General features: G+C 63.6%; 24 protein-coding genes and 1 tRNA gene. 10 read left to right on the top strand and 15 right to left on the bottom strand.

Annotated elements, in window-relative coordinates:
- Nucleotides 1-632: 632 nt before the first annotated feature.
- Nucleotides 633-1,547, bottom strand: coding sequence for a LysR family transcriptional regulator (locus tag BR71_RS08010; protein WP_043635285.1), 915 nt, complete (start codon nucleotides 1,545-1,547; stop codon nucleotides 633-635).
- A 128-nt stretch (nucleotides 1,548-1,675) separates the two neighbouring features.
- Here BR71_RS08010 and BR71_RS08005 point away from each other — a divergent pair, with 128 nt between their 5' ends.
- The 3 genes from BR71_RS08005 to BR71_RS07995 all read left to right on the top strand — a co-directional run bounded on the left by BR71_RS08005 (nucleotide 1,676) and on the right by BR71_RS07995 (nucleotide 3,906).
- Complete coding sequence (locus tag BR71_RS08005) at nucleotides 1,676-2,557, top strand: MBL fold metallo-hydrolase (RefSeq protein WP_043635428.1); 882 nt, start codon at nucleotides 1,676-1,678, stop codon at nucleotides 2,555-2,557.
- A 182-nt stretch (nucleotides 2,558-2,739) separates the two neighbouring features.
- Nucleotides 2,740-3,444, top strand: coding sequence for a DsbA family protein (locus BR71_RS08000; RefSeq protein WP_043635281.1), 705 nt, complete (start codon nucleotides 2,740-2,742; stop codon nucleotides 3,442-3,444).
- A gap of 39 nt (nucleotides 3,445-3,483) precedes the next feature.
- Nucleotides 3,484-3,906 carry a nuclear transport factor 2 family protein gene (locus BR71_RS07995; protein WP_052370434.1) on the top strand — a complete coding sequence of 141 codons (423 nt, stop codon included), beginning with the start codon at nucleotides 3,484-3,486 and terminating at the stop codon, nucleotides 3,904-3,906.
- A 213-nt stretch (nucleotides 3,907-4,119) separates the two neighbouring features.
- Here BR71_RS07995 and BR71_RS07990 read toward each other — a convergent pair whose 3' ends face one another.
- The gene (locus BR71_RS07990; RefSeq protein ID WP_043635276.1) at nucleotides 4,120-5,199 is read right to left on the bottom strand and encodes a calcium:cation antiporter; all 1,080 of its coding nucleotides are present in this window, start codon (nucleotides 5,197-5,199) and stop codon (nucleotides 4,120-4,122) included.
- 263 nt (nucleotides 5,200-5,462) lie between these two features.
- Nucleotides 5,463-6,839: an MATE family efflux transporter gene (locus BR71_RS07985; RefSeq protein ID WP_162179204.1), complete on the bottom strand. Its 1,377-nt coding sequence runs from the start codon at nucleotides 6,837-6,839 to the stop codon at nucleotides 5,463-5,465.
- Between the two features lie 151 nt (nucleotides 6,840-6,990).
- On the opposite strand from BR71_RS07985, the gene BR71_RS07980 reads away from it, so the two are divergent.
- From BR71_RS07980 to BR71_RS07970, 3 genes are all read left to right on the top strand, one after another.
- On the top strand, nucleotides 6,991-7,629 hold the full coding sequence (locus BR71_RS07980) for a TetR family transcriptional regulator (RefSeq protein WP_052370428.1): 639 nt from the start codon (nucleotides 6,991-6,993) through the stop codon (nucleotides 7,627-7,629).
- An 88-nt stretch (nucleotides 7,630-7,717) separates the two neighbouring features.
- Nucleotides 7,718-9,115: a purine-cytosine permease family protein gene (locus BR71_RS07975; RefSeq protein ID WP_052370427.1), complete on the top strand. Its 1,398-nt coding sequence runs from the start codon at nucleotides 7,718-7,720 to the stop codon at nucleotides 9,113-9,115.
- A 1-nt stretch (nucleotide 9,116) separates the two neighbouring features.
- Complete coding sequence (locus BR71_RS07970; RefSeq protein ID WP_052370426.1) at nucleotides 9,117-9,995, top strand: nitrilase-related carbon-nitrogen hydrolase; 879 nt, start codon at nucleotides 9,117-9,119, stop codon at nucleotides 9,993-9,995.
- Here BR71_RS07970 and BR71_RS07965 read toward each other — a convergent pair.
- Both BR71_RS07965 and BR71_RS07960 read right to left on the bottom strand, forming a co-directional pair.
- A complete protein-coding gene (locus BR71_RS07965; protein ID WP_043635273.1) occupies nucleotides 9,886-10,701 on the bottom strand; it encodes an AraC family transcriptional regulator in 816 nt (271 codons plus the stop codon). The two genes, BR71_RS07970 and BR71_RS07965, sit on opposite strands and share 110 nt — an antisense overlap.
- A 210-nt stretch (nucleotides 10,702-10,911) precedes the next feature.
- Nucleotides 10,912-13,161, bottom strand: coding sequence for a M9 family metallopeptidase (locus BR71_RS07960; RefSeq protein ID WP_043635270.1), 2,250 nt, complete (start codon nucleotides 13,159-13,161; stop codon nucleotides 10,912-10,914).
- 343 nt (nucleotides 13,162-13,504) lie between these two features.
- Here BR71_RS07960 and BR71_RS07950 point away from each other — a divergent pair.
- Nucleotides 13,505-13,589 (top strand) — tRNA-Tyr (locus BR71_RS07950).
- 50 nt (nucleotides 13,590-13,639) lie between these two features.
- Here the strand turns inward: BR71_RS07950 and fghA are convergent.
- Nucleotides 13,640-14,473, bottom strand: a complete 834-nt coding sequence (gene fghA / locus BR71_RS07945; RefSeq protein WP_179140705.1) for an S-formylglutathione hydrolase — start codon at nucleotides 14,471-14,473, stop codon at nucleotides 13,640-13,642.
- A gap of 19 nt (nucleotides 14,474-14,492) precedes the next feature.
- Nucleotides 14,493-15,617 (bottom strand): S-(hydroxymethyl)glutathione dehydrogenase/class III alcohol dehydrogenase, encoded by a 1,125-nt coding sequence (locus tag BR71_RS07940; RefSeq protein WP_043635262.1) that lies wholly within the window; start codon nucleotides 15,615-15,617, stop codon nucleotides 14,493-14,495.
- A 130-nt stretch (nucleotides 15,618-15,747) separates the two neighbouring features.
- Between BR71_RS07940 and BR71_RS07935 the strand changes: the two genes are divergently transcribed.
- Entirely contained in the window at nucleotides 15,748-16,641 is an 894-nt protein-coding gene (locus tag BR71_RS07935; protein ID WP_043635260.1) for a LysR substrate-binding domain-containing protein, read from the top strand.
- A 76-nt stretch (nucleotides 16,642-16,717) separates the two neighbouring features.
- Entirely contained in the window at nucleotides 16,718-17,728 is a 1,011-nt protein-coding gene (locus BR71_RS07930) for a nucleoid-associated protein (RefSeq protein WP_244269600.1), read from the top strand.
- A 245-nt stretch (nucleotides 17,729-17,973) separates the two neighbouring features.
- Here the strand turns inward: BR71_RS07930 and BR71_RS07925 are convergent, their stop codons facing one another.
- The 8 genes from BR71_RS07925 to hemF form a co-directional block, all read right to left on the bottom strand.
- On the bottom strand, nucleotides 17,974-18,873 hold the full coding sequence (locus tag BR71_RS07925; protein ID WP_043635256.1) for a 4-deoxy-4-formamido-L-arabinose-phosphoundecaprenol deformylase: 900 nt from the start codon (nucleotides 18,871-18,873) through the stop codon (nucleotides 17,974-17,976).
- Nucleotides 18,874-18,929: 56 nt separating this feature from the next.
- Nucleotides 18,930-19,973, bottom strand: coding sequence for a bifunctional UDP-4-keto-pentose/UDP-xylose synthase (locus BR71_RS07920; RefSeq protein ID WP_052370425.1), 1,044 nt, complete (start codon nucleotides 19,971-19,973; stop codon nucleotides 18,930-18,932).
- 68 nt (nucleotides 19,974-20,041) lie between these two features.
- Nucleotides 20,042-20,944 (bottom strand): formyltransferase, encoded by a 903-nt coding sequence (locus tag BR71_RS07915; RefSeq protein WP_043635253.1) that lies wholly within the window; start codon nucleotides 20,942-20,944, stop codon nucleotides 20,042-20,044.
- Nucleotides 20,941-21,888, bottom strand: coding sequence for a glycosyltransferase (locus BR71_RS07910; protein WP_019102860.1), 948 nt, complete (start codon nucleotides 21,886-21,888; stop codon nucleotides 20,941-20,943). The genes BR71_RS07915 and BR71_RS07910 overlap by 4 nt, the downstream gene beginning before the upstream one ends.
- A gap of 7 nt (nucleotides 21,889-21,895) precedes the next feature.
- The gene (locus tag BR71_RS07905) at nucleotides 21,896-23,023 is read right to left on the bottom strand and encodes a DegT/DnrJ/EryC1/StrS family aminotransferase (protein WP_043635251.1); all 1,128 of its coding nucleotides are present in this window, start codon (nucleotides 23,021-23,023) and stop codon (nucleotides 21,896-21,898) included.
- 14 nt (nucleotides 23,024-23,037) lie between these two features.
- On the bottom strand, nucleotides 23,038-23,409 hold the full coding sequence (locus tag BR71_RS07900; RefSeq protein WP_019102862.1) for an SMR family transporter: 372 nt from the start codon (nucleotides 23,407-23,409) through the stop codon (nucleotides 23,038-23,040).
- 28 nt (nucleotides 23,410-23,437) lie between these two features.
- A complete protein-coding gene (locus BR71_RS07895) occupies nucleotides 23,438-25,108 on the bottom strand; it encodes a glycosyltransferase family 39 protein (protein ID WP_081862598.1) in 1,671 nt (556 codons plus the stop codon).
- Nucleotides 25,109-25,235: 127 nt separating this feature from the next.
- On the bottom strand, nucleotides 25,236-26,147 hold the full coding sequence (gene hemF / locus BR71_RS07890; RefSeq protein WP_043635248.1) for an oxygen-dependent coproporphyrinogen oxidase: 912 nt from the start codon (nucleotides 26,145-26,147) through the stop codon (nucleotides 25,236-25,238).
- Nucleotides 26,148-26,246: 99 nt separating this feature from the next.
- Here hemF and BR71_RS07885 point away from each other — a divergent pair, with 99 nt between their 5' ends.
- Nucleotides 26,247-26,867, top strand: a complete 621-nt coding sequence (locus tag BR71_RS07885; RefSeq protein ID WP_043635245.1) for a glutathione S-transferase family protein — start codon at nucleotides 26,247-26,249, stop codon at nucleotides 26,865-26,867.
- Nucleotides 26,868-26,878: the final 11 nt, after the last annotated feature.

Genomic DNA, 26,878 nt, shown 5'->3' with positions numbered 1-26,878 from the left:
GCCAATCCCGTGTGCCGCTTGTTTTGGCGACAACGGGGGGATTGTTGCCGAGGGGGCGGTTGGGGTCAAGGTGGGGTGGTTGCTTTGATTGAGCGCGGCTTACTTGTTGAGTGATCTGGTTTTGAATCCGCTTCGCGGATATTGATTTAGGTGCCGCTTTCCGCGCTGACCGAGCGAGGCAAGCGCAGCGTCGCGAGGGAATAAGACGGGGAGGGGGCGGGCTGCCGCCCCCTTCCAGCCCCCCTCGTCCCCCAGGACGCGAAACCCGGAGCGCGCCCCGAGGGGACACTTGGGCGCTACACGAGGTGGTATTTTTTGAAAAGAATTGAAAAGAAAGAGTGATATTAGCTTTGTTGTTTATTTTTGTGGATAACTGTCCAGTTTGACCCCGCCTGTGGATATCTAAGGCAAATCAAGAAGAAAGAACGTCTCCGACGCGCCCCAGGTCCCTTCAAGCCTGCCGTCGGGTGGCAGGCCCGAGGTTTTAAGCGGCTGCTTGTTCGAGCAGCGCGACGTTAGCGCGGTGCGAGTTCAGCCGCGCCTCGGGCCTGACGGGCCCCGGCAATCAAATCCATCATCCGCGAAGCGGATTCAAACCCCTTACCTAGCCGAAGCAAGCACCCCACCCGACCTCAGCCCCCGGCGGTACGCGCCTGCCAAGCCGGATCGCTGGCGAACCGCTCCACCAGAAAATCCAGCATCGCCCGCAAAGTGGCCGGCATCTGCCGGCGCGAAGCGTAAATACCGTAAATGCCCAATTCCTGCGGCTGATACTCCGGCAACAAAGCCACCAACTGACCGCTGGCGATTAGTGGGGCGGCGGAATACAAGGGCTGCAAGGCGATGCCCGCGCCGGCCGCGGTGGCGGACAACAACACCATGGACTCATTGGCGCTCAGATTGCCGCTGACCGGCACCGCCAACTGCTCTCCGTGACGCTGAAAACGCCACAGGCTCTTGCCAAAGTAGGAGTAAGTCAGACAGTTGTGCAGCGACAAATCCTCCAACCGCTTGGGCGCGCCGTGGGCGGCCAGGTAGGCGGGAGAGGCGCAGATCACCGACGCGCAACTGGCCAGCGGCCGGGCGATCAGACTGGGGTCCAGCGCGTTGGTGATGCGGATGGCCAGGTCGATTCTTTCTTCCACCAGATTGACCGCGCGGTTGCTGATCTGCAAATCAATGGCGGTTTGCGGAAAGCGGCGCAGAAACTCGGTCACCGCCGCCGCCAGCGCGTCCTGCGCCAGCGACTGCGCGCAACTGATGCGCAGCAGCCCCTGCGGCTGGCCTGGGTCCGCGCTGTTGGCCGCCGGCATCTGACCGGCGATTTCCAGCATCTGCCGGCAACGCGCCAGCGTCTCCTCGCCGGCCGGGGTCAGGCTTAGCCGCCGCGTGGTGCGGTGCAGGAGGCGGGTGCCGGCCCATTCCTCCATCTCCGCCAGATAGCGGGTGATCATCGCCCGCGACATGTCCAGAGTCTCCGCCGCGGCCACCAGGCTGCCGCGTTCGGTAATGGCCACAAACACTTGCGCGGCGGTGATCCTATCCATGATTCGCTCGATTTATGCAACTAACCATTGCTTATTATCCGGTTTTTGATTCGAAAATAGCAATCTATGATTCACATCAGGCTTGCTACCAAGCCGACCGATCTCAAATTCACCAAATGGAAACCATCATGATCCAACACCGCATTTCCGGCAGCTTTGTAGCAGGCGCCCTGTTGATGTCCGCCGCCTTCGCCCAAGCCGACGCTTTGAAAGTCGATGTCTACAACCCCGGCGCCAAGAGCCTGTTCCCGGTGTCCTCGGAACTGGTCACCGGCAAGAGCGAGGCTGTGCTGATCGACGCTCAGTTCCAGCGCAACGATGCCGAGGCCCTGGTAGCCAAGGTCAAGGCCAGCGGCAAGAAGCTGACCACGGTGTTCATCTCCCATCCGGACCCGGACTTCTACTTTGGTCTGGACGTGATCAAAGCCGCCTTCCCGGACGCCAAGGTGCTGGCCACCGCGTCCACCATCGAGGCGATCAAGGCTTCCAAGGACGGCAAGATGGCTTACTGGGGCCCGATCCTGAAGGATAACGCGCCCAAGACCGTGATCGTGCCGGAGCCCATCCAGGGCGACACCCTGAAAGTGGACGGCCAGAAGTTGCAAGTGATGGGTCTGAAAGGCCCGACTCCGGACCGCACCTATATCTGGGCGCCGTCGATCAAGACCGCAATGGGCGGCGTGCTGACCTACGGCAATATGCATGTCTGGACCGCGGACACCCAAACTCCGAAAGACCGCGCGGACTGGCAGAAGTCGCTGAAGAACCTGCAGGCGTTGAAGCCCAAGGTCGTGGTGCCGGGCCATTTCCTGAACAATGCGCCGCACACCCTGGCTTCGGTGAAGTTCACCAGCGACTACCTGAAAACGCTGGAAGCGGAACTGCCCAAGGCCAAGAACTCGGCCGAACTGGTGACGGCGATGAAGCAGCGCTATCCGAAGCTGGAAGGCGTGGCGGATTTGGAGCTGAGCGCCAAGGTGCTCAAGGGCGAGATGAAGTGGCCGCAATAAGGCTCTGAGGGCCGCCAGCGAAAGTCCTGATACTGCACGGCGCCGACTTGCCGTACTTCATGTACGGTCGGCGTCGGCGCGCCTTGCCTCAGGATTGGTTTGCCGCCCTTCATGCTTTCTACGCCTGAAGATTTGAATGTATGGCCGCCCGCGTTGCGGGCGGCGCAAGAAAGGAAACCGCCATGTCCGGCATTGTTTTGCACACTATTTTTGATCCGCTCTGCGGCTGGTGCTACGGCGCCGCGCCCTTGCTGGAAGCCGCGCGCGGCGTGCCGGGCTTGACGGTGGCGCTGCACGGCGGCGGCATGATGGTGGGCGCCAATCGTCGCCGGGTCAGCCCGGAGTGGCGCCAATTCGTATTGCCGCACGACCGCCGTATAGCCGAAGTCTCGGGCCAGCCTTTCGGCGAAGCTTATTTCGACGGCTTGCTCAAGGATCATGGCGCGGTGATGGATTCCGCGCCGCCCACCACCGCTGTTCTGGCGGCGGAGGAAACGGCCGGCAGCGGCTTGGAACTATTGCATCGCATTCAGCGCGCCCACTTCGTGGAAGGCCGTCGCATCGCGGAATTTCCGGTGCTGGCCGAGCTGGCCGCCGACATCGGTCTGGACGCGGACGCTTTCGCCGCGGCTTACCATCGTTTGGAGGGCGCGGCCACCGACGCTCACTTCCAGGAAAGCCGCCGGCTGTTGGCCCAGGCGGGCGGCCAGGGCTTCCCCACGCTGGCGTTGGAGGAAAACGGCCGTTTGACGGTGCTGGACCTGGGCGCCTACCTGGGCCGGCCGGACGCCTGGCGCGCTCGTCTGAGCCAAGCCGCGTCCAGCGCGGCCCCGGCTGCGACGCAGGCGTTGGCCTGCGGCCCGGACAGCTGTGTGTTGCCGCAATGAGGGAAGGGCATGAGCAAACCGATTTTTGGATGGAACAACATGAACGCTAATCAAACCCCGGGCCAGGGCCACCTGAGCAATGTGGACATCGTCCGCGCCACTTACGAAGGCGATTCCGAGGCCAACGGCCGCAATCTCTTGGCCGCGTTGGCGCCGGACGCGGAGTGGACAGAAGCCGCCGGCTTCCCCTACGCCGGCACCTATGTGGGCGCGGAGTCCATCGTCAAGAACGTGCACGAGCGGTTGGGCCGCGAGTGGGAAGGCTACCGCGCGGCGGTGGACAGCTTCTACGACGCAGGCGAACACGTGATCGCCCAAGGCTTCTACCATGGCGTCTACCGCGCCACCGGCAAAGGCTTTGTCGCCTCTTTCGCCCACATCTACACGCTGCGGGACGGCAAGATCGTCAAGTTCGTGCAGATTGTGGACAGCGCCAAAGTGCTGGAAGCGATGCGGGCCTGAGAACCTGTTTACGATCTGCTGCGCGTCGGCGATACGGCGTTGAAACCCGCTTCGAAATGCTCATGTACCACTTGTACATTCCGCTTTCTCAGCGGTTTTCGCCTTGTCTCGCCTTAGCTCGCTAGATCATGAACCGGTTCTGAAAACCGGGTCCGCCAATAAAAAACCGCCAGCCGGCAACGGTTGGCGGTTTTTTTTGCGTAGAGCAGGCGCTCAGGGGCTGATGGCGAAGAACACGAAGGACGCGAAGATCACCAGATGGACGATGCCCTGCAAAATGGTGGTGCGGCCCACGGCCAGCGACATCGAGCTGACCAGCAGGGTCAGCACCAGGAAGATGGTTTCCTTGTTTTCCAGGCCCAGGATCAGCGGTTCGCCCATCACCACGAAGATCAGCGCCACGGTGGGGATGGTCAGGCCGATGGAGGCCAGCGCCGAACCCAGGGCCAGGTTGAGGCTGGTCTGCACCCGGTCCGCGCGCGCGGCGTTGGCGGCGGCCAGGCCTTCCGGCAGCAGCACCAGCGCGGCGATGATGATGCCCACCACGGCGGCAGGCGCGCCGGCCGCTTCCACAAAGCCTTCGATCGACGGCGACAGCAGCTTGGCCAGGCTGACCACGCCCACCAGGCAAACCAGCAGCAGCGCCAGGCTGATCAAGGTCACTTTGACGGACGGCGGCGGCGCGTGTTCGTCCTCGCTATGGCTGCCTTCCAGCAAGAAATAGTCGCGGTGGCGTATGGTTTGCACAAAGACGAAGGCGCCGTACAGCACCAGGGACACCACGCCGGTGAAAGCCAGTTGCGAGGAGGATAGCAGCGGACCGGGCTCGCTGGTGCCGTAGTTGGGCAAGACCAGCGCCAGCACCGAAATGGCGGCCAGCACCGTCAGCGCCACCTTGGCGCCGCTGAGCTGGAAGTTCTGTTCGCGATGGCGCAGGCCGCCCAGCAGCAGGCAGATGCCGACGATGCCGTTGCAGGTGATCATGATGGCGGAAAAGATGGTGTCGCGCGCCAGCGCCAGCTTGCTTTCTCCGCCGGCCAGCATGAAGGAGACAATCAGGGCGACTTCGATCACGGTGACCGCCAGCGCCAGGATCAGCGTGCCGTAAGGCTCGCCCACCTTGTGCGCCACCACTTCGGCGTGGTGGACGGCGGCGAAGACGGTGCCGGCCAACAGCACCGCCAGCAGGGCGATGAACAGCGAGGAGGCGGCAAAGGTGGGTGCGGCCACGATTGCGGCCCAGGCGACAAGCGGGGCGGCGACGGTCCAGTGGGGAATGGTTTTCAGAGACATTGTTTTCCTTGTTATTGACGGGTTGGAGTCAAGCCGCGGCGCGGGCGCCAACAGACGGGTGCTATCACTATACGAATCGGCCTGCGTTCTCGCGACCCCAACGTAACACGGGGCGCGAGGGCGGCCGGGAACCGGCCGGGGCTCGGGAGCAAAGGGGCGCGGCGCTTGCGCGCGAAGGATATAGACAATGGCAATTGGAAGCGGTTCGCCAATGCCTAAAAAAAATGGCCGGATTTCCGGCCATTGGTTGAGAACGGCGGCGATCAGGCGGCGGTTGCCAGGTTCTCTTGACGTTTCAGGCGCTGGAAGGCGCCCCACAAGGCCAGCGCGGCCGCCGTGCCCAGCAGCAGGTTGACCAGCGGCATCGCCAGCCAGACGCCGTCCAGCTTCAGCCACAGCGGCAACAGCCACAAGGCGGGCAGCAGCAGTATGGTTTTGCCTATGGTCAGCAGCAAGGCCGCCCGCGTCAGCGCCATCGCTTGCAGGGCGATGATGCCGATGATCACCAGGCCGTCGAAAGGCATGGCCAGCAAGTGCAGGCGCAACGCGTGGCTGCCGGCGGCGATCAGCGCCAGGTCTTCGCTGTTGTACATCCGCACGATCAGCGTGGGGAAGAGCTGTACCGCCGCAAACGCCGTCAGACCCAGCAGCATGGTGACGCGCAATCCGTAGCGCAGCGCTTCGCGGGTGCGTTCCGGGCGGCCGGCGCCGGTGGAGTGGCTGAGCAAGGGCTGCAGGCCCACCGCCAGCCCGTGCACCACCAGGGTGAACAGCGCTTCGCTGTAGCCGGCGGTGGCGTAGGCCGCCACGCTGAGGTCCGTGCCCCAGCGCAGCAGCTGGAAGTTGTGGGCGAACATCAGCAAGGCCAGGTTGAACTCCATCAACAGGCTGGACAGGCCCAGCGCCAGGACGGGGCCGCAACAGCGCCAATCCAGCCGCCAGTTCGCCAGCCGCAGGCGCAGCCGCGCGTGGCGGGTGAAAAAATAGCCTAGGCCGGCCAGCATTACGACGGATTCGGACAGCAAGGTGGCCTGGGCCGAGCCGGCCAGGCCCAGCTTGAGCACGCCGACGAACAGGTAGTTGAAGACCACGTTGAGCAGTGAGCCTATCACCATCAACAGCGTGGCCAGCCGCGGGCGGCCGTCGTTGCGCAGCAGATAGGTGGCCACCATTTGGCCCATGGTGAACAGCGCGCCGCCCAGCATCCATTGCAGATAGTTGCGCGCCTCCGCCATCACGATAGGCTGCTTGTCGGCTTGCAGCCATTGCAGCAGGGTGTCCAGATACGTGAGGCCCAACAACGGGATGGCCAGGCTGATCAGGGCCAGCAGCGCCAGCGCCGCCACCAGGGTGGCGCGCGCGCGCTCGTAGTCGCCGCCGCCTTGCAGGATGGCGATGCGGGTGGCCGCGCCCATGCTCAGCATGGCGCCCAGGCCCACTTGCATCATCACCAGCGGATAGGCCAGCGCGATGGCCGCCAAGCCGTGGCTGCCGACGAAGTGGCCGACGAAGATGCCGTCGATGACCACGTAAAGGCCGGTGGCCAGCATGCCGGCGAGGGAGGGAATGGTGTATTGCCAGAACAGTTTGGACACCGGCAACGTGTCCAGGTCGCGGTGGTTTGTTGTTGTGTGTGACATGGTGGTGCCTAAGGAGAGTTTCAAAAGATCGAGGGACGACAGGGCGGCGCGCCTTGCCTGGGCGGGTCGGATGTTGTCCATTCAATTAATCAATCACGGTTGATTAATTAATTCTTTGAGGTAGCATCTGGGGAAAAGTTCAGAGGCGGATATGGCCAGGAAAACCAAGGAAGAATCGCAAAAGACCCGGGATGCCATCCTGGACGGAGCGGAGCGGGTGTTTCTGCTGCAAGGCGTCGCCAATGCCACCATGGCGCAGATCGCCGACGCGGCCGGCGTGTCGCGCGGCGCGGTCTACGGTCATTACGACAACAAGATGGAAGTGTGCCGGGCAATGGTGGACCGGGTGTTCGAACTGGATGCGCTGCGTTTCCCGGCGGAGCAGGCTTCGGCGGGCGAAACCTTGGTGGCGGTGGGTATGTATTATTTGCGCCAGTTCCACGAGCCTGGCCCGGCGCAACGGGTGACCGAGTTCCTGTATCACAAGTGCGAGCGCAATGAGGAAAACCGAGGCATCCTGCGCCGCCGAGAGCTGATGGACCGCGCCACCATGCATTATGTGCGCCGCCAGTTGAGACGCGCCATCGCCCTGGAAGAGCTGCCGCAGGACATCGAGGTGGGCATCGCGGCCGAGTTCCTGGTGCGTTTGTTCGAAGGCATGTACGGAATGATGGACGGCGGCAAGGCGCCCTTCGCGGCTTGCGAGCGCATTTTGCGCGGGGCTTGGCTGAGTCTGGCAACGGTGCCGGCCTGGAGGGGCCGGGGCTCGCATTCATCCGCATCAATATGAACATTGGGCATTAGGTATGGGTTGCCGCCGCGCGGCCATCTAGACTGGCTCCTCACTCCGGCCGGACCGGGGAACACAGGAGGAGACCATGCAACAAGATCACAAGCGGGAAAGGCGCGCGCAGCGCTGGTTGGAAACGCGCTCCATCGATTATGTCCCGGCGGAGGAGCGGCGCGGCAAAGCCTGGCACCAGGCGCCGTTCTGGTTTGCCGGCAATTTCGTGCTGACCACCATGATGGTTGGCTTCGCCGGGCCACTGCTGGGCCTGGGCGTCGGTTGGTCCATTCTTGCCATTGCGCTGGGCGTGGGTTTGGGCACCTTTTTGATGGCCTGCCACGCCAACCAGGGGCCACGCCTGGGTTTGCCGCAGATGATTCAGTCGCGCGCCCAGTTTGGCCGCCGCGGCGCCGTTCTGCCGTTCATGGCGGCGGTCTTTGTTTATATCGGTTTTAATGTGTTCGACGTGATCCTGGCGGCCGATGCCATCGCCGTGGTGTTTGAAGCGCCGCGGCCGGCAAGCTATGCGGTCTTGATCGCTGCGGCGGGTATTGTGTCCATCGTAGGCCACGATCTGCTGCATGTGGTGCAGCGCTGGCTGACCTGCGTGCTGATTCTGATATTCGGTGCGCTGAGCATTGCCCTATGTGTCAGGCTGGCCGCCGCCGGTGGCGTGGAGATGGGCGTTTTCGCCTGGTCGGCCTGGTTGGCGCAGATGTCGGCGGCGGCCGGCTATCAGCTTAGCTACTCGGTGTATGTGTCGGATTATTCTCGTTATTTGCCCGAGGAGACGCCGGCCGCGCGGCTGATCGCTTGGACTTGGCTGGGCGCAGCCGGTTCGGCCTTGTGGCTGATGTCGTTGGGTGCGGTGCTGGCGGGAGAGCTGGCGCCGTCGAATGTCATAGAGGGCCTGAGACAATTGGGCGAGGCGCTGGCTCCGGGGTTTGGCGTTTTAGCCGTGCTGATTGCCGCGCCAGCCTTGGTGGGCATCATGGCGGTGAACTTCTACGGCGCCATGCTGACCGGGCTTAGCGCATTGGACGCGATGCGGCCTGTGCCGCGTGGGCTGATTTTCCGCGTGGGCGGAATAACGGTTTCCGCCGTGGTGGTGTGGTTGTCGGCGCTGGGCTTGTCGGCGGATTACCTGGCCAGCTTCAATGTCTTTGTGTCGTTGATGCTTTATCTGCTGGTACCCTGGAGCGCGGTCAATCTGGTGGATTTCTATTGGGTGCGACGCGGGTGCTATGCGATCCGCGACATCTGTCTAGCCGACGGCGTTTATGGGCAATGGTCGCGCCCTGGTCTGTTGTCCTATCTTGGCGGTCTGCTGGCCATGTTGCCCTTTGTGGTGCTGGGGGCCTATGCCGGGCCGGGGGCGAGGGCTTTGGGCGGTGTGGATTTGTCATGGGTGGTGGGGCTGCTGGTGTCCGGCGGCGCTTATTGGATGTTGAGCCGCCAAGAGGCGGCCCAAGCGGCATGGGAGCGGTGAGATGAACAAGATCAAAGTAGCCTGTTGCCAGGTGGCACCGGTATTTGGCGATGTCGATGGCAATCTGGCGCGCGCCGAGCGGGCGCTGGAGTCGGCGGCGGCGCTAGGCGCGCAAGTGGCGGTCTTGCCGGAACTGGCCAATACCGGCTATGTATTCGCCAGCCGCGAGGAGGCGCAGGGCTTGGCCGAGGCGGCCGATGGCCGCAGCGTGTCAGCCTGGGCGGCGTTAGCGCGGCGGTTGGGCATGGTGGTGGCGGCGGGTTTTTGCGAAGCCGGCGCCGATGGCGGTTTGTACAACAGTGCGGTCTTGTTGGGGCCGGATGGCGAACAGGCCTGGTATCGCAAGGCTCATCTGTGGGATGCCGAAAAGCTGATCTTCGATTTGGGCGACCAGCCTCCGCCGGTGTTGGATACGCGGTTTGGTCGGCTGGCTCTGATGATCTGCTATGACTTGGAGGTGCCGGAGTGGGTGCGTTTGCCGGCCTTGGCCGGCGCTGAATTATTGTGCGCGCCGGTGAATTGGCCCGTGTTGCCGCATCCGCCGGCGGAGCGGCAGGCCGAGCGTTTCAAGGCTCAGGCCAACGCGGCGTTCAACCGCTTGCCGATCGCGGTGTGCGACCGCCATGGCCGCGAGCGCGGCGTGGACTGGAGCGGCGCTTCGCTGATCGTTGACGCTAACGGCTATCCGCAGGCGCTGGCCGAAACGGGATTGAAGTCGGACCAGTTATTGCTGGCGGAGCTGGACCTGGCGGCCAGCCGGGACAAGTTCATCAGTCAGCGCAATCATGTGCTTGATGACCGGCGGCCCGGATTGTACCGGGCGCCGCAAGATGAGGACCGCCGGGGGGCGGTGTCCGCAGGCGCAATTGGCGCGGGCTGAGGCCGAACATCTGCCGGCACAGCCGGGTTAGCGCGCTTTGATCGGAAAAGCCGCAGCTTGCGGCGATGTCGGCCAGCGGCCGGCCGCTGTGCTGGATGGCGTGACAGGCGGCTTCCATTCGTGTGAGGCGGATGAACTCGCCTACGCTGGCCTGAAACACCCGCTTCATGCGCCGGTCCATCTGGCCGACGCTGAGACCTGACAGATCGCACAATTCCTCCAGATGCAAGGGGCGGTCGTAATGGGTCTGGATATGGTCTACGCAGGCGGCGAAGCGTTCGTCCAGCAGCTTCTCGCGGGTAAGTTCGGTCAGGTCCTTGGAAATGCAGACCAGTCCGATCAAGCGTCCGTCAGGATCGTGCAGCGATTGTTTGTTGGTCAGACACCAGCCGGGCGCACGATCATGGTAGACGGTGAGATCCAGCCGGTTGCGCACCGGCCGCTGCTCCGAGAAGACCTGCAGATCCTGGCTGCGGTAGCGGTTGGCCATGGCGTTGGGAAACAACTCGTGCGCGGTCAATCCTTCCGCCTGCCATTTGTTGCGCAGCGCGCAACGTCCCACGCAACCCTCGCTCAAGGCCAGGTAGCGGCTGTCCAGGTCTTTGACCGCGAACACCACATCGGGCAACTGATCGAACAAGACGGCCATCGCCTGCATGGCGTTCAGGTCGCTGACGATGTAGGGGCGTTGCGGCGGCATGGGCATGGCGGGCGGCCTTATAAGCGGTTTACGGTGTGTTGCGCTCCAAAGAAACAGCCAGCCGCCGACGGCGGACCGGGCTATCTAATCTTAATGTCATTCATTAATCATTTTTTGAAAACAAAGTGCATTAATTCAACCCATTTTGCAAGTCCGCCGCGGACGGGCCGCGGCGGCTTGGGTTGACGTTGCTAGCGCGAGGCTTTTAACCGCTCGCTAATCGTAGCTGGCGCTGACCGTGACGTTGGCGAAAGGTTGACGCGCCTGCAGCGTCAGGTAGTACCAGCGGCCGGCCTGCGGCGCGGCGATGGCCACGTTCTCCTCGTTGCCTGACCCGGCGGATGCGTAGTCGTAATTGCCGGGGGTGGGGTAGCGGTCCAGCGCTACGTAGAGATCGACGTCCCCGCTGCCGCCGCTGGTCCACAGTTTGAGGTTGCGCGCGCCGGCCGGCAGCATGATGGTGGCGTAGGCCGCGCCGGAAGCGGAGGCTGAGAGGCCGCTGATGGAGCAGTTCTTGCCCAGGTAGCTGGGAGAGGCTTCCTTGCACGGCGGCAGCCCCGTGTCGGGCGGCAGCGGCGGCTGGCCGGAGGTGGTGGCGCTTTGCGCCCAACTGGCGAACTCTGCGTCGTAGCGGGCGCCTATCTGCTGGATCTGGTTGCGATAGCCGTTGTAATCGCCGCTGCGGAAGCGGGCGAGGAAGCCGTCCACATCGCCGCGGTGGCGCTCCATCATGAAGCGGGTGGCCATATAGCCCCAGCGGTAGGCGCGGGTGACGTAGTCCGTCATGTCGTAGGTGTTGCCGAAGATCTGGCTCAGCGTGTAAGTGCCGCTGCGGGCGGCGTCAATGGCCGGCTGGTTGCCGTTGCCCAGCGACAGGTATTCGGCCAGCCCTTCTATCCACCATACCGTGGGCAGGCGGGTGCTGGCGCTGAAATCGCCGTACATGTCGAAGCGGCCGTCCAGGTAGTGGATGTATTCGTGTTCCAGGTTCCAGACCTTGAAGGTTGGGCGCAGCCAAGAGGCTTCGTGAGCGATGAAGCGCGCTTGGTTGCCGGCCGCGGCCGGGTCGCCTTCCAGATACATGCCGCCGTTGTCGGTGCTGATGCCGTAGATGATGGAGGCGTACTTGGCGTAGTTGTTGTAATCGTCGAACACCACTACTTCCAGCGAGGTGTTGTTGTCGTTGGCCACCGGCTGTTTGCGGGTTTGCAGCATCTGGTGGAAGTAAGACTCCTCTTTTTGCAGCAGCGCGCAGGAGGACTGCAGCTGGTCCAGGGTCATTTCCTGGGAGCGGATGCGGATACTGGCGCTGCAGGTGTAGCGATTGACCAGGATGGCGTCGGCGAGCCGGGTTTCGAAGTCGCAGGTGCCGTAATCGGCGCAGCTGGCGGCGTCGTAATACTTCACCGCCTCGGCGGCGGCCAGCCACAGCTCGTTGTCGTTGCCGGTCATGCTGCTGCCGGAGAGAATGGCCTGGACCTGGGGTTTGATCGCGGGCTTCAGCGCCGGGTATTGCATGAAGCGTAGCCCTTCGCGGGTGGCGTCGCCCAGCTGGAAGGCGCTTTCGGTGCCGAGCAGGGCGCTCTTGTTGGCCAGGGCGAAGCGGGTCAGCGCCGCCGAGTAGCTGCCGTCGTTCTGCAACAGCGGCGCGGCGTTGGCGCGGCCGTGGGCGTAGAAGAACACCGTCAGCGCGCCGGTGAAGCCTTGGCTGGCGGTGGTTTCGCGCAGGGCCTGGGCGGCGTTGGGCTGGCTGGCGCTATTGGTGTAGCGCTGCACGATGGCGCGCATGCTGGGCAGATAGTAAGCCTCGTCCGCCATATTGGTGATCAGCTTCATCACCTCGCCGGCGGTCGTGGAGGCCTGGGCGTTGGCGGAGAACAGCGTGTTGCCGTCGGCCAGTTGCTTGATGCCGGGGCGCAGCACGGAGAGCAGATTGGGGTCCAGCGCCGGCAGGGCGCCGCCGCTGGCCAGGTAATAGCCGGCGCGCAGATAGAGGGTGAGGTTGACCAGAGTCATCGAGCCGGCGTTGTACGCCGCGGCTTCTTGGGCGAAGCGTCCGGCGACGGCGTTGAGGTTGGCCGCGCTGTAGAGCGTGGCGGCCAGTTTGCTGTCCACCGAGAACAGGCCGTAGGCGCAGGTGTAGTCGGGCAGGCCGGCCAGGTAGTTGGCCAGCGCCGCGCCGTTGTAGCCGGCCATCGCTTTCACGTCCGGGCATTGCACAACTGCGGCGCGGCGGATCAGCTTGCTTTTGGGCTTGCCGATCACGGTGCGGTCGTCCGGCAAGCGGTAGCGGGATTGCGCGTCGCTTGGCGGACGCTGTTGCCATTGCCGCGGCGGCGGCGCTTGTTTCGGCCGGGCCTGAGCCTGATGAGGGGCTTTTTGCAGCTTGGGCGCGGCCAACGCCGGCTGCGCCAGCAAGGCGGCGGCCAGGCTTAGGCTCAGCGCGGCGAGAGGAATGATCTGCATGGCTTGTCTCCGTGTGTCAGGGCGTGTCCCTGATGGCGAGATCATGCCAATGGCACAGCGGGCTTTCTTGGCGCGCTTGAGCGTCCGCGCGCGCAGATTTGCCAAATCCGCTGCCGGCACGGGGCAGCAGGCTAAGAGCCTGTTCAAAGTCTGGCGAGCCAGGGCGAGACAAGGCGAAAACGAGCTAAAAAGCGGAATGGCCGAGTGGTACATGAGCATTTTGGGCTTGTGCTCACCGTGCAATGCTTCATGAAGCGCGGCAGATCGTAAACACGCTCTAAAGGGTTTTCGCTAGGCGGTGATTGACGTGGGCGGCGCGAGGCTATATCATGCGCCTCTCTCTGGAGGGGTTCCCGAGCGGTCAAAGGGATCAGACTGTAAATCTGACGGCTCTGCCTTCGAAGGTTCGAATCCTTCTCCCTCCACCAGATTCAACAAAAAAGCCAGGCGTTGCCTGGCTTTTTTGCGTTCCATCGTCTCACAGACCAAGGTGGCGCGCGTGGAAACGCAGCTGTTCCTCAATCAGGCTGGCGACGAAGTAATAGCTGTGGTCGTACTCGGCGTGGCGGTGCAGCTCCAGCGGGTAGCCGCAGTCCCGCGCCGCCCGTTCCAGCGCCTCCGGTTGCAACTGCACGTCCAGAAAGCTGTCGGCTAGGCCAATGTCCACGCGCAGCGGCAGTTGTCGCTGCGCGTGTTTGAGCAACAGGCTGGCGTCCCAAGCCTCCCAGGTGGCGCGGTCTTCGCCCAAGTAGGCGGCGAAGGCCTTCTGGCCCCAAGGCGCGTTGACCGGATGGCAGATCGGGCTGAACGCCGATGCCGAGACATAGTCCTGCGGCCGCTTCAGCGCGCAGATCAGCGCGCCGTGACCGCCCATCGAGTGACCGGCCACCGCGCGCTGCTCGGTGACGGGGAAGTTGGCTTCGATCAGCGCCGGCAGTTCCCGGCTGACGTAGTCGTACATCCGGTAGTGACGGTCCCACGGCGCCTGGGTGGCGTTCAGGTAGAAGCCGGCGCCCTGGCCCAGGTCGAAAGCCTCGTCGTCGGGCGCTTCCGCGCCGCGCGGGCTGGTGTCCGGCGCGACGATGGCCAGTCCCAGTTCCGCGGCGACGCGTTGAGCGCCGGCTTTTTGCATGAAGTTCTCATCGGTGCAGGTCAGGCCGGACAGCCAGTACAGCACCGGCACGCGCCGGTTGGCCCCGGCTTGCGGCGGCAGATAGACGGCGAAGCGCATCCGACAGCCCAGCGTCTCCGAATCGTGCAGATACTGCCGGTGCCAGCCGCCAAACGATTTGTTGGCGCTGATGTTTTCCAGGTTCACGCGTGTCTCCGGCTCAGTAGTGGATCACGGAACGAATGCTCTTGCCCTCGTGCATCAAGTCGAAGGCTTCGTTGACGCGCTCCAGCGGCATGGTGTGGGTGATGAAGTCGTCCAGACGGAATTCGCCCTTCAGATAACGCTCCACATAGTCCGGCAGTTCGCTGCGGCCACGCACGCCGCCAAAGGCGGAACCGCGCCATACTCGGCCAGTGACCAGCTGGAACGGGCGAGTGGAGATTTCCTGCCCGGCCCCGGCCACGCCTATGATCACCGATTCGCCCCAGCCCTTGTGGCAGCATTCCAGCGCCGCGCGCATCACCTTGACGTTGCCTATGCACTCGAAGGAGAAATCAACGCCGCCGTCGGTTATCTCCACGATCACGTCTTGGATGGGCTTGTCGAAATCATTGGGGTTGACGCAATCGCTGGCGCCCAGCTTCTTCGCCAGTTCGAACTTGCTCTCATTGATGTCGATGCCGATGATGCGGCCGGCGCCGGCCATGCGCGCGCCGATGATGGCGGACAGGCCGATGCCGCCCAAACCGAAGATGGCCACGCTGTCGCCTGCCTTGACCTTGGCTGTGTTGATCACGGCGCCCATGCCGGTGGTGACGCCGCAGCCCAGCAGGCACACTTCTTCCAGCGGCGCGGCCGGATTGACCTTGGCCAGAGAGATTTCCGGCAGCACTGTGTATTCGGCGAAGGTGGAGGTGCCCATATAGTGGTAGATAGGCTTGCCGTCTTTGGAGAAACGGGTGCTACCGTCCGGCATCAGGCCCTTGCCCTGGGTGGCGCGGATTTTCTGGCACAGGTTGGTTTTGCCGGACAGACAGAATTTGCACTCGCGGCATTCCGGGGTGTAGAGGGGAATCACGTGGTCGCCCACCGCCACGCTGCTGACGCCGGGGCCGACGGATTCTACGATGCCGCCGCCTTCATGGCCCAGGATGCAGGGAAACACGCCTTCCGGGTCTTCGCCGGACAGGGTGAAGGCGTCAGTGTGGCACACGCCGGTAGCCACCATTTTCACCCGCACCTCGCCAGCGCGAGGCGGCTGCACTTCCACTTCTTCAATGCTCAGCGGCTGACCAGCGGCCCAGGCCACGGCGGCCTTGCACTTGATGATGTCCTGGCTCATGAGCCCTCCTTGGTGTTGGATCGACGCCGTCGGCGGTTTTTGGCCGTCGGCGGCAAAACTTCAATTGTATTTCTCGTGTTTGAATAGATAATCGTGGCAATTGGTAAATGATTTTTTCCGAGGTGGAATAATGTTGGGTTGGGAAGGCATTTGCGAATTCGTCAGCGTGGCGGAACAGGGCAGTTTCACCAAGGCGGCGCAGGCGTTGGGGATTTCCGTCGCTCAGGTCAGCCGTCAGGTCACGCAGCTGGAGCAGCGGCTGGGCGCCAAATTGCTGTATCGAACCACCCGCCATCAGGCGCTGACCGAGATCGGCGCGTTGTATCTGCGCCACTGTCGGCAGTTATTGGATTCGCTGGCGGAGGCGGAGCAGGCGATTTCGCGTCATCAGGCGCAGCCGCAGGGCAAGCTCAAACTCACCGCGCCGCTGGCTTATGGCGAAAGCCATATCGCGCCGTTGTTGACTCGATTTCTACAACGCCACCCGCAGCTGGAGGCCAGCCTGAACTTGTCCAACCAAGTGCTGGATCTGGTGCAGGACGGTTACGATCTGGCGATCCGCATCGGCCATTTGAGCGATTCCACGTTGATAGCGCGAAGGCTGGCCTCGCGTCGCCATCATGTCTGCGCCGCGCCGGCCTATCTGGAGCGCTGTGGCACGCCCCTGGAGCCGGCGGACCTGGAGCGTCACAACTGCCTGTCTTTGGGGGGCGAGCACTGGCATCTGCTGGAAGGCGGCCGCAGGCGGCAGGTGAGGATCAAGGGCAGCTTGCGTTGCAACAGCGGCCACGCCTTGGCGCACGCGGCGCGCTTGGGCCTGGGGCTGGCGCAATTGCCGGATTACTACGTCGCCCGCTTTTTGAGCAGCGGAGAGCTGATCGAGGTGCTGGCCGATTACCGCGAGCCGGAAGAGGGCATCTGGGCCTTGACGCCGCACAACCGCCAGCTGTCGCCCAAGGTCCGGCTGCTGATGGACTTCCTGGCGGACTCCCTGACCGATGATCCGCTGGCCTTGCCGGAATAGCAGGCCGCTTTCGCGGTTGCCAAGCCCGGACGTAGTGGCAATAATCGCGCATTCGATTTTAGGTGGGAGCGTGGAAATGTTGGCGATTGGCGAATGCAGGGTGGAGCGCTTGGTGGTGCACCGGGTGGGCAACGCCGCGCGCGGCGAGGGCGCGCGCTTGTCCGAAAGGACCAGCTCCGTGGACGAGGAAGTGTCCTCCTTGTTGTTGGGCGGCTATTTGAAGAACATCGTGTCGGATAAGCGCCAGCATCAGTTTTTCCACGAGTCCGATCTTAATCTGAACGAGATTTACCACTATACCCGCCAGTTTTTCCACGGAGAGCTGGACTTCCTGGCGGTGTCCCAGCGCATCGCCAAGCATCTGTACGCGCGTTCGCAGCACCCCAACATCAATGCCGGCGACCTGTTGGTGATTTTGTTTTCCGGCCTCAACGACGGAGACCGCGAGCTGCGTGCGCTAGGGGTGTTCAAATCCGAGATCCGCGATGATTTCCTCACCGTGGTGGAGTCCGGCGACGTATTCGACATCAGCCACGCGTCCGGCATCAACCCGCGTTTGATCGACAAGGGCGCGTTGATTTTGGAGCATGGCCCCACGGTGTACGCGGTGGACCGGCTCAGCCGCGAGGCCAAGTTCTGGCTGGACGATTTTCTGAAAGCCATGCGGGTGCCGGACAAGGCATCCAGCAGCAAAATGATGGCCAGCGTGGTGGAGCAGTTGTCGGAGGAGATAGAGGACCCGCTGCAACAGGCGCGTTTCAAGGACGAGTTCCTCAACCTAGTGAGCAGCGAGGAAGACGTGTCGGCCAAGCAACTGGCCAGCGCCGCTGAAAAGTTCGTCCCGCGCGAACAGGTGGATCAAGCAATGGGCTCCGCCGCGGAGTCTTATGGTTTCGCGCTGGACGAGGAGGCTAAATTGCCGGCCAAGGGGATGGCGCGGCAGTTGGAAAAAACCTTGTCCAAGTACGGCGTCGGCCACGGCATCAGCGTGCTGCTGCCCAGCGGCATAACCTTGAAGAACATCCAGTCGCAAAATGACGGCGAAGGCGAATTGACCCTGACCCTGCGCCTCAACAAACGCGGCTGATCGCCTGCCGAGCTTGTGTCTTGCCGCGCCGGTAGCGTGACCGGCGCGAAATCTTTTGTCGTGTTTCCGCATCAAGCAGGAGGCGGGCTTATCGCCTTGCCCTGCTTAGAACCGGTTCACGATCTGCTGCGCTGCGGCGATACGGCGTTAAAAACAAGCTCAAAATGCTCATGTACCACTCGACCATTCCGCTTTTTCGCTCGTTTTCGCCTTGTTTCGCTCGTGCTCGCGAGATCGTGAACAGCTTAGGCTTGCAGCGCCAGCGTGCCGCTGCGGCCGGGAATCTCTCCCATCACCACGCGGCCGGCGGGCAGCGCGGCCGTGTCCAGGCTGCTGAACAGCTCGATGCAGCTGCACAACTGATAACCCTGGGCTTTCCAGCCCACCAGCAGGTGCTCAAAGGTATAGCCCAGGCGCAAGCCTTCCAGTTCGGCGTGCAGCGTGTAGACATGGCCGGTGGCCGGGGCTTCTTCCGTCAGCGCCAGGATGTGGTGATGAACATTGTCGGCGGTAAGTCCGTCCAGGCCAATCAGCTCGTCCAGCGTAGGCAGCGTGGTGGGCAATTGCGGCACGCCCAGCGGCTGGCCGGCGGCGTCCACCGGCTGGAACGGGTGAGTGCCGCGGCCGTCGGACGCATACAGCATGCCTAGCTCGCGCTCATAGGCCAGCGCCGCGTCGTTGATCTGCCAGCCGGCAGCGCCGTGGGTGCGCGCCGGTTCGCCGAAGATCTGTTCGAAGCGTTCGGCCGCCTTGCGCATTTCGGCGCGGGTCCAGGCGGCGTCCTTGCCGGCGACATAGTCCTGCCACTTGATGTGGTCCCAAGTGTGGATGCCGACTTCGAAGCCCTGCGAGCGCACTTCGCGCATCAGCTCGGCTTCGCGCTTGCCGATGTCAGGGCCGGGCAGCACGGTGCCGTACAGCAGGGTGCGGATGCCGTAGTGTTCCACCACCGAGGTGCGCGACACCTTGGACAGGAAGCCGGGGCGGAACACCCGTTTGATCGCGCGGCCGGTATGGTCCGGGCCCAGGCTGAACAAGAAGGTGGCCTTGGCGTGGTGCTGCTGCAGCATGTGCATCAGCCGCGGCACGCCGTCGCGGGTGCCGCGCCAGGTGTCGACGTCGATTTTAAGAGCGAGTTTTCTCATGAAGGATCTCTGGAGCCGGCGCCAGGCCGTGGATCTTGGGCCGGCGCCGGGGCCGCTTACTGGGACAGGTCGCGGCTGGCGGCCACTTGGTCGCGGTAGTAGTCGTAGATGCCGCGCAGCGCGTCGGCCATGGTCACGCTCGGTTTCCAGTCCAGGTCCGTCATGGTGTTGTCGATCTTGGGCACGCGGTTCTGCACGTCCTGATAGCCCTTGCCGTAGTAAGCGCCGGACGTGGTTTCCTCGATCTTCACCTTGTCGGCGTTCAGTTGGTATTCCGGGTAGACGCGGGCCAGGTCCAGCATCATCGAGGACAGTTCGCGGATGGAATAGTTGTTGGCCGGGTTGCCGATGTTGTAGATCTGGCCGGAGGCCTTGCCGTCTTTGTTCTCGATGATCTTCATCAGCGCGCTGATGCCGTCGTCCACATAGGTGAAGGCGCGTTTTTGATGGCCGCCGTCCACCAGTTTGATGGTCTCGCCGCGCACGATGTGGCCCAGGAACTGGGTGATCACGCGGCTGGAGCCTTCCTTCGGGGTATTGATGTTGTCCAGCCCGCCGCCGATCCAGTTGAACGGACGGAACAGCGTGTAGTTCAGGCCTTCTTGCATGCCGTAGGCGTGGATCACGCGGTCCATCAGCTGCTTGGAGCAGGAGTAGATCCAGCGCGGCTTGTTGATCGGGCCGCAGATCAACTCAGAGTTCTCCGGATCGAACTCTTCGTCATGGCACATGCCGTAGACTTCCGAGGTGGACGGGAACACCAGGTGTTTCTTGTACTGCACGCACTGGCGCACGATGGGCAGGTTGGCTTCGAAGTCCAGCTCGAACACGCGCAGCGGGTTGTTCACATAGGTGGACGGAGTGGCGATGGCCACCAGCGGCAGCACCACGTCGCATTTCTTCACGTGGTACTCGATCCACTCCTTGTTGATGGTGATATCGCCTTCGAAGAAGTGGAAGCGCGGGTGGTCTTTCCATTCGGCCACGCGGTCATCGTGCATGTCCATGCCGTAGATGTGCCAGTCGGTGGTTTCGATGATGCGCTTGGTCAGGTGGTGGCCAATAAAGCCGTTGACGCCGAGGATCAGTACTTTTTTCATTGAGATTTCCTTCATCGTCCCCTGGAGGGGGACTGTGATTTGCATGTGTATTCCGTGAGCGCGCCGCTTCAGGCCAGCGTCAGCGTCTGTGTTGTCGTCGGATCCAGCGCCGCGCCGTCCAGCGTGGCGGATAGTACCTTCAAGCGGCCGCCGTCCACGGCGTCCAGCCACAGCGCGCCGTTTTCTGAGTGTAGCCGGGCGGTTTGCAATTGCTGACCGTGGCCGCCTGCGCGCAGGGTTTTCCAGATCACCAGCCGGCCGCCGTCGATGTCGGCGAAGGCGCCCGGGAACGGATGGGTCAGCGCGCGCACGAGGTTGTGCAGATCGGCGGCGCCGGCTTGCGGGTCAATGCGGCCGTCCTTCGGTTTGCGGCCGCCGAAATAGCCGCCTTGGCTCAAATCCTGTTGGCGGAATTCGGCCTTGCCGGCAAGCAGAGCCGGCAGACTGCGGGCCAGCACCATTTCCGCGGCCACGGTGACCTTGGCGAACACTTCGTCGGCATTATCATCCGGCAAGATGGGCACCGCCATCTGATCGACGAGGGGGCCGTTGTCCGGCTTGACGTTCATCACGTGCAGGGTGGCGCCGGTTTCGGTTTCGCCGTGGATGATGGCCCAGTTGATCGGCACCCGGCCGCGGTATTTGGGCAGCAGCGAGCCATGCATATTGAAGGCGCCGCGCGCCGGGCATTCCAGCAGCGGGGCTTTGAGCATGTGACGGTAATAGAAAGAGAACAGGAAGTCCGGCCGCGCCGCTTGCACTTGGGCCAGCACTTCCGGCGTATTCGGGTCGTCCGGGGTGATCACCGGTATGCCGTAGTCGCGGGCCACCTGCTCCACGCTGGCGAACCAGATGTTTTCATTGGGGTTGTCACGGTGGGTGACCACCAGCGCCACATCCACGCCGCCGCCGATCAGCGCTCTCAGGCAGCGCACACCGACATTGTGATAAGCGAAGACCACGGCTTTCATGGTTTGTCCTTTTGCTCCAGCACCGCGCCGATCACATAGCGCGGTCTATCCCGCACTTCTTGGTAGATGCGGCCGATGTATTCGCCGAGCAGGCCGATGCCGAACAGCGCGATGCCGATCAGCAGGAAGGCGATGGCGAACAGAGTGAACAATCCGCCCACTTCCGGGCCGACGATGAAGCGCCGCAGCACCAGGTAGACCACCAGCACGCCGGAGCCGGCGGAGACCAGCATGCCCAGCAGCGAGAACAGCTGCAGCGGCACGATGGAGAAACCGGTCATCAGGTCGAAGTTCAGGCGGATCAGGCTGTACAGCGAGTACTTGGATTCGCCGGCAAAGCGCTCTTCATGGCCGACGGTGACTTCGGTCGGGTTCTGCGCAAACTGATAGGCCAGCGCCGGGATGAAGGTGTGCAGCTCGTTGCACTGATTGATGGTGTCGATGATGCGGCGGCTGTAGGCGCGCATCATGCAACCCTGATCGGTCATCTTGATGCGGGTCAGTTTCTCGCGCAGGCGGTTCATCGCGCGGCTGGCCAGGTGGCGCCACAGGCTGTCGTTGCGCTGGCGGCGGATGGAGCCGACGTAGTCGTGGCCCTTGTCCATTTCAGCCAGCAGCAGCTTGATGTCTTCCGGCGGGTTTTGCAGGTCGGCGTCCAGCGTCACCACCCGATCGCCGCGGCTGTATTCGAAGCCGGCCAGAATGGCGCGGTGCTGGCCGAAGTTGCCGTTGAACAGCACCACTCGGGTCACGTCCGGCCGCAGGTCGAACTGCGCGGCGAGCATGGCCGGGCTTTTATCGCGGCTGCCGTCGTTGACGAAGACGATTTCATAACGCACGCCCAGCGCGTCCAGCGCGGGGTAGAGGCGGTCGAACAGCGCCGGCAGCACGTCCTGCTCGTTGTATACCGGGATGACGACGGAAAGATCGATTACGCTTTTCATAGATGTTTTATACGCTCAGCACGGGCTTCAGCACGCCGCTCACGGCGGCGCACACGCGTTCCACGTCCTCGTCGGCCATGGCCGGGAACAGCGGCAGGGTGACGGTGCGGCGGCCGATGTCTTCCGCCACCGGGAAATCTCCCGGCTGGAAGCCCATCTCGCGGAACAAGGTGAACAAATGCATGGCGGGGTAGTGCACGCCCACGCCTATGCCCAGGTCTTTCATCCGGGCGATGAATTCGCCGCGGTCCATGCTCATTCGGTCCAGCGGCAACAGCGGCTGGAACATATGCCAATTGCTCTGGGCCATGTCCTCTAGCGGCAGTTCGCAGCCCAGCTGGCGGTCGAAATGGCGGAAATACAGCGCCGCCAGCTCGCGGCGGCGGGCGTTGAACCCCTCCAGCCGCGGCAACTGGCCCAGGCCGATGGCGGCGGCGATATCGGTCATATTGGCCTTGCCGCCCAGCACGTCCACGTCCATGCCGCCGTCGGCGTGGCGGGTCACGCCCTGTAGCCGAAGCTTCTCGAACAGACGGGCTTCGTCCTCGTCGTTCAGCACCAGGCAGCCGCCTTCGCCGCTGGTCATGTTCTTGTTGGCGTGGAAGCTGAAGGACACCAAATCGCCAAAGCTGCCGATGCGGCGGCCGCGCCAGTTGGCGCCCATGGACTGGGCGGCGTCCTCGATCACGCGCAGCCGATGGCGCTTGGCGATGTCGTAGAGGCGGTCGCGGTCCACCGGCAGGCCGGCCAGGTCCACCGGGATGATGGCGCGGGTGCGCGGGGTGATTGCCGCTTCCGCCTGGTTCAGGTCGATGTTGCGGCTGGCACGGTCGGCGTCGACGAATACCGGTTTGGCGCCCACTTTCAGAATCACGTTGGCGGTGGCCACCCAGCTCAGCGGGCAGGTAATCACCTCGTCGCCGGGGCCGACGCCGGCCACTTGCAAGGCCATTTCCAGCGCGGCGGTGGCGGATGCCACCACCCGTACCGGACGGCCGCCGACATGGGCGGACAGCTCGGCTTCCAGTTGACGGGATTTGGGACCGGTGGTGATCCAGCCGGAACGCAGCACCTCGCCGACGGCGGCGATGGTGGCTTCGTCGATGTCCGGGCGGGTGAAGGGCAGGAAATCCATTTGAGCCTTTCTGCTTAGCTGCGGGCGACCAGCACCACGCCGATGATGATGACGCCGATGCCGATTAGTTTCTGAGCGCTCAGCGCTTCGCCGAACAGCCAATAGGCCAGCAGCGCGTTGACCACGTAGCCGATGGACAGCATAGGGTAAGCGATGCTGACCTCCACTCGCGACAGCGCCATGATCCATACCACCACGCTGACGACATAGCAGGACAGGCCTCCGACGATGGGCAGATTGGTGGCCAGCGACCAGCCTATCGGCAGTACGTTGGAGGCGGAAAAGTCAAAGTGGCCGATCTGGCGCACGCCGGCCTTCAAGCATAGCTGGGCGGCGGCGTTGAGCAGCACGCCGAGCAGAATCAGGCCGAATTCGATCAACTTCATAGTAGAGCGGGTCCAAAGGTTGGCTGTTTCACGGCTTGGCCACCACCAGGCGGCGCGGATCTTGGTAGACCACCCGCATCGGCAGGCCCTGGGCTTGCAGTTCCTGATAGGTGGCGGGGTCGGTCATCGCCAGCGCGCGCGGGGCGGCGCTCCAGGCGGCGACGAATTGTTCCAGCCGCGGCATCCAGCGCTGCGGCTCCTGGCTCTCGCCGAATTCAAACTCATCGACAAACTGCACCAGGGTGACCGGGCGGCCCAGATAGAACGGGAAAGTCTGGTCGTAATAACGGACCGAGAACACCGGCGTGTCCGCATTGAAATAAGGCTGGATCTGGCGGACGATTTCCTTGCTGCCCTTCAGCCGGCCATAGCTATCGTGGCCGGCGGCGGCGACGCTGACGGCCAGCAAGCTGCCGAAGGCCAGCCAGCACAGCGCGGCCAGCTTGCGTTCGCGGCCCAGCAAGCGCCAGGCGACGGCGGCGCAGACCAGGAACAGCAAGGCGGCGGCGGCGACGAAATGGGCGAAGCCGTGCAGCACATCAAACGGGATGTCCTCGGACGCGAAACGATCAACAAAGGGGTAGAGCGCAAGCGCGGCCAGCCACAGCAGCAGGGTCGGCAGCAGGTGCTTCTTCAGCGCGGCGGAGGGCATGCGCTGCAGCGTGGGCGCCAGCAGCAGGGCCAACGCCGGGAACATCGGGAGGATGTAGGACGGCAGCTTGGAACTGGATTTGCTGAAGAAGGCGAAGATGAAGACCGACCAGATCAGCAGCAGGCGGCCGACGCGCAGCCGCGTGCCCGGTTCGCGCCAGCCGTCGCGGCACAGCGCCGGCAGCAGGCTGGTCCAGGGCAGCAGGCCCAGCAGCAGATAGGGAACGAAATACCACGGCGCGCCGGTGCGTTTGTGTTCGGTGGTGAGGAAGCGCTCCAGGTGCTCGCGGATGAAGAAGAAGTGAGCGAAGTCCGGGTTGCGCTGGGACACCAGGATGAACCAGGGCGCGGTCAGCAGCAGGAACAAGGCCAGGCCGCTCAGCCAGTGCATGCGTTTCCAGAAGCCCCATTGCCAATTGAGCAGGCTGTACAGCACCAGCGTGGCGCCGGGGATCAACAGGCCGATCAAGCCCTTGCTCAGCGTGGCGGCGGCCATCGCCGCCCAGGTGACCCACATCCAGTGACGGGTCGCGCGCGCGTCGGCGCTGTCGTGTTGCGCCAGCAGGAAGCCGCACAGCGCCACGGTGAGAAAGAAGCTCACCCCCATGTCCAGCGAAAGGAAATGGCTATTGGCGACAATCCAGGCGCAGCTGCCGGCGGTCAGCGCCGCGTAGCGCCCGGCGTCTACGCCCCAGAGCCGGCGCGCGGTGAAACCGCACATCGCTACGGACAGAAAGCCGGTCAGGCCCGGCCAGAAGCGGGCGGCGAACTCGTTGACGCCGAAGGCGGCGAAGCTCAGCGCGCCCATCCAGTATTGCAGCGCCGGTTTTTCGAAGTAGAGCAGGCCGTTCAGCCGCGGCGTGATCCAGTCGCCGCTGTGCAGCATGAACAGCGACAGCGTCGCGTAGCGGCCTTCGTCGGCGTGAATCAGCCCGCGGTAGCCGAGGGAGCCGAACCAGACGACGGCGAACAGCAGCCACAGCGCCGGCTCCTGCCAGGGGCGGGCGGCGCGGCTGGAGAGCCCAGCCGAAAAATGGGGTTGATTCATGCGGAACGGATGGTCATGGGATTGTTATGGGCAGCTGCGCAAGGATACCCGATTTCGTCGTTCTTGTGATTGGCTAAACTCATGTGAGGGCTGAAGAAAGCGGCGGTATCCGGTTCGGTCGCGGCTCTCAGGCCAGCCAGTCTCGCGGGGCCAGAAAGCGCTCGGTCAGCGCCGCTTCCGGGCTGCCCGGCTCCGGCTGGTAATCGTATTCCCAGCGCGCCAGCGGCGGCATCGACATCAGGATGGATTCGGTGCGGCCTCCGGACTGCAGGCCAAACAGGGTGCCGCGGTCCCAGACCAGGTTGAATTCGACATAGCGGCCGCGGCGATAAAGCTGGAACTGGCGCTCGCGGTGGCCCCAGCTATCGCCCTTGCGGCGTTCGACGATGGGCAAGTAAGCGTTGATGAAGCCGTTGCCCACCGCCTGCATGAAGCGGAAACAGGAATCGAAGCCCCAGGCGTTCAGGTCGTCGAAGAACAGGCCGCCGACGCCGCGCGCCTCTTGGCGATGTTTCAGGTAGAAGTACTCGTCGCACCAGCGCTTGTAGTCCGGGTACACCTGCTCGCCGAAGGGCTGGCATAAATCGCGGGCCACGCGGTGCCAGTGCACCACGTCGGCTTCCACCGCATAGAACGGAGTCAGATCGAAACCGCCGCCGAACCACCATACCGGCGCCTCGCCGTCCTTTTCCGCAATAAAGAAGCGGACATTGGCGTGGCTGGTGGGAATGTGCGGGTTTTCCGGGTGGATCACCAGCGACACGCCCATGGCCTGAAAGCCGCGGCCGGCCAGCTCCGGCCGGTGGGCGGTGGCGGAGGCGGGCAGCGCGTCGCCGTAGACGTGGGAGAAATTGACCCCGGCCTGCTCGAACAAGGCCCCCTTGGCCAAGACCCGGCTGCGTCCGCCGCCGCCGCCCGGCCGTTGCCAAGCGTCCTCGACGAATTGAGCGCCGCCGTCCGCCTGCTCCAGCGCCGCGCAGATGCGGTCTTGCAGGTCCAAGAGAAAGGCTTTGACATCATTGACGCGCGGCTGGCTCATCGCAGTATCCTGAAGGCTTGAAATGGGCTGCATTGTAGCAGACGGGGCGGCGCGCGCAGGCGCGAGCCGCCGGAGCCTTGAATACGGGAGACGCGTATCGTGATTGATCTGTATACCTGGGGCACGCCCAATGGGCGCAAGATTTCCATCATGCTGGAAGAGCTGGAGTTGCCGTACGCCGTGCACACGGTGGACATTGGCAAGGGCGAGCAGTTTGCCGAATCCTTTCTGGCCATCAGCCCCAACAACAAGATCCCGGCCATCGTGGACAGCGACGGGCCGGACGGGCGGCCGCTGGCGATGTTCGAGTCCGGCGCCATTCTGCAATATCTGGCGGAAAAGCATGGCCGTTTGTTGCCGGCGGCGGGCGCGGCGCGCTACGAGGCGCTGCAATGGCTGATGTTCCAGATGGGCGGCTTTGGGCCGATGCTGGGGCAGGCTCACCATTTCCTGCGCTACGCGCCGGAAAGTCTGCCTTACGCGCAGAAGCGCTACCACGACGAGGCTTTGCGTCTGTACGGGGTGCTGGACCGGCAGTTGGAAGGGCGAGCTTACGTCGCCGGCGAGTATAGCGTCGCCGACATCGCGCTTTATCCATGGGCGGCGCGTCACGAATGGCATCAGGTGGATCTGACGGCGTTTCCCCGGGTATGGGATTGGTTCCAGCGGCTGAGCGCCCGCCCGGCGGTGCGGCGCGGCATGGCGGTGCCGGCGGCCTGAAACGCAAAACC

The organism is Chromobacterium haemolyticum DSM 19808, from assembly GCF_000711885.1.
Taxonomy (GTDB): Bacteria; Pseudomonadota; Gammaproteobacteria; order Burkholderiales; family Chromobacteriaceae; genus Chromobacterium; species Chromobacterium haemolyticum.
This window is presented reverse-complemented; position numbering and strand designations above follow the sequence as displayed.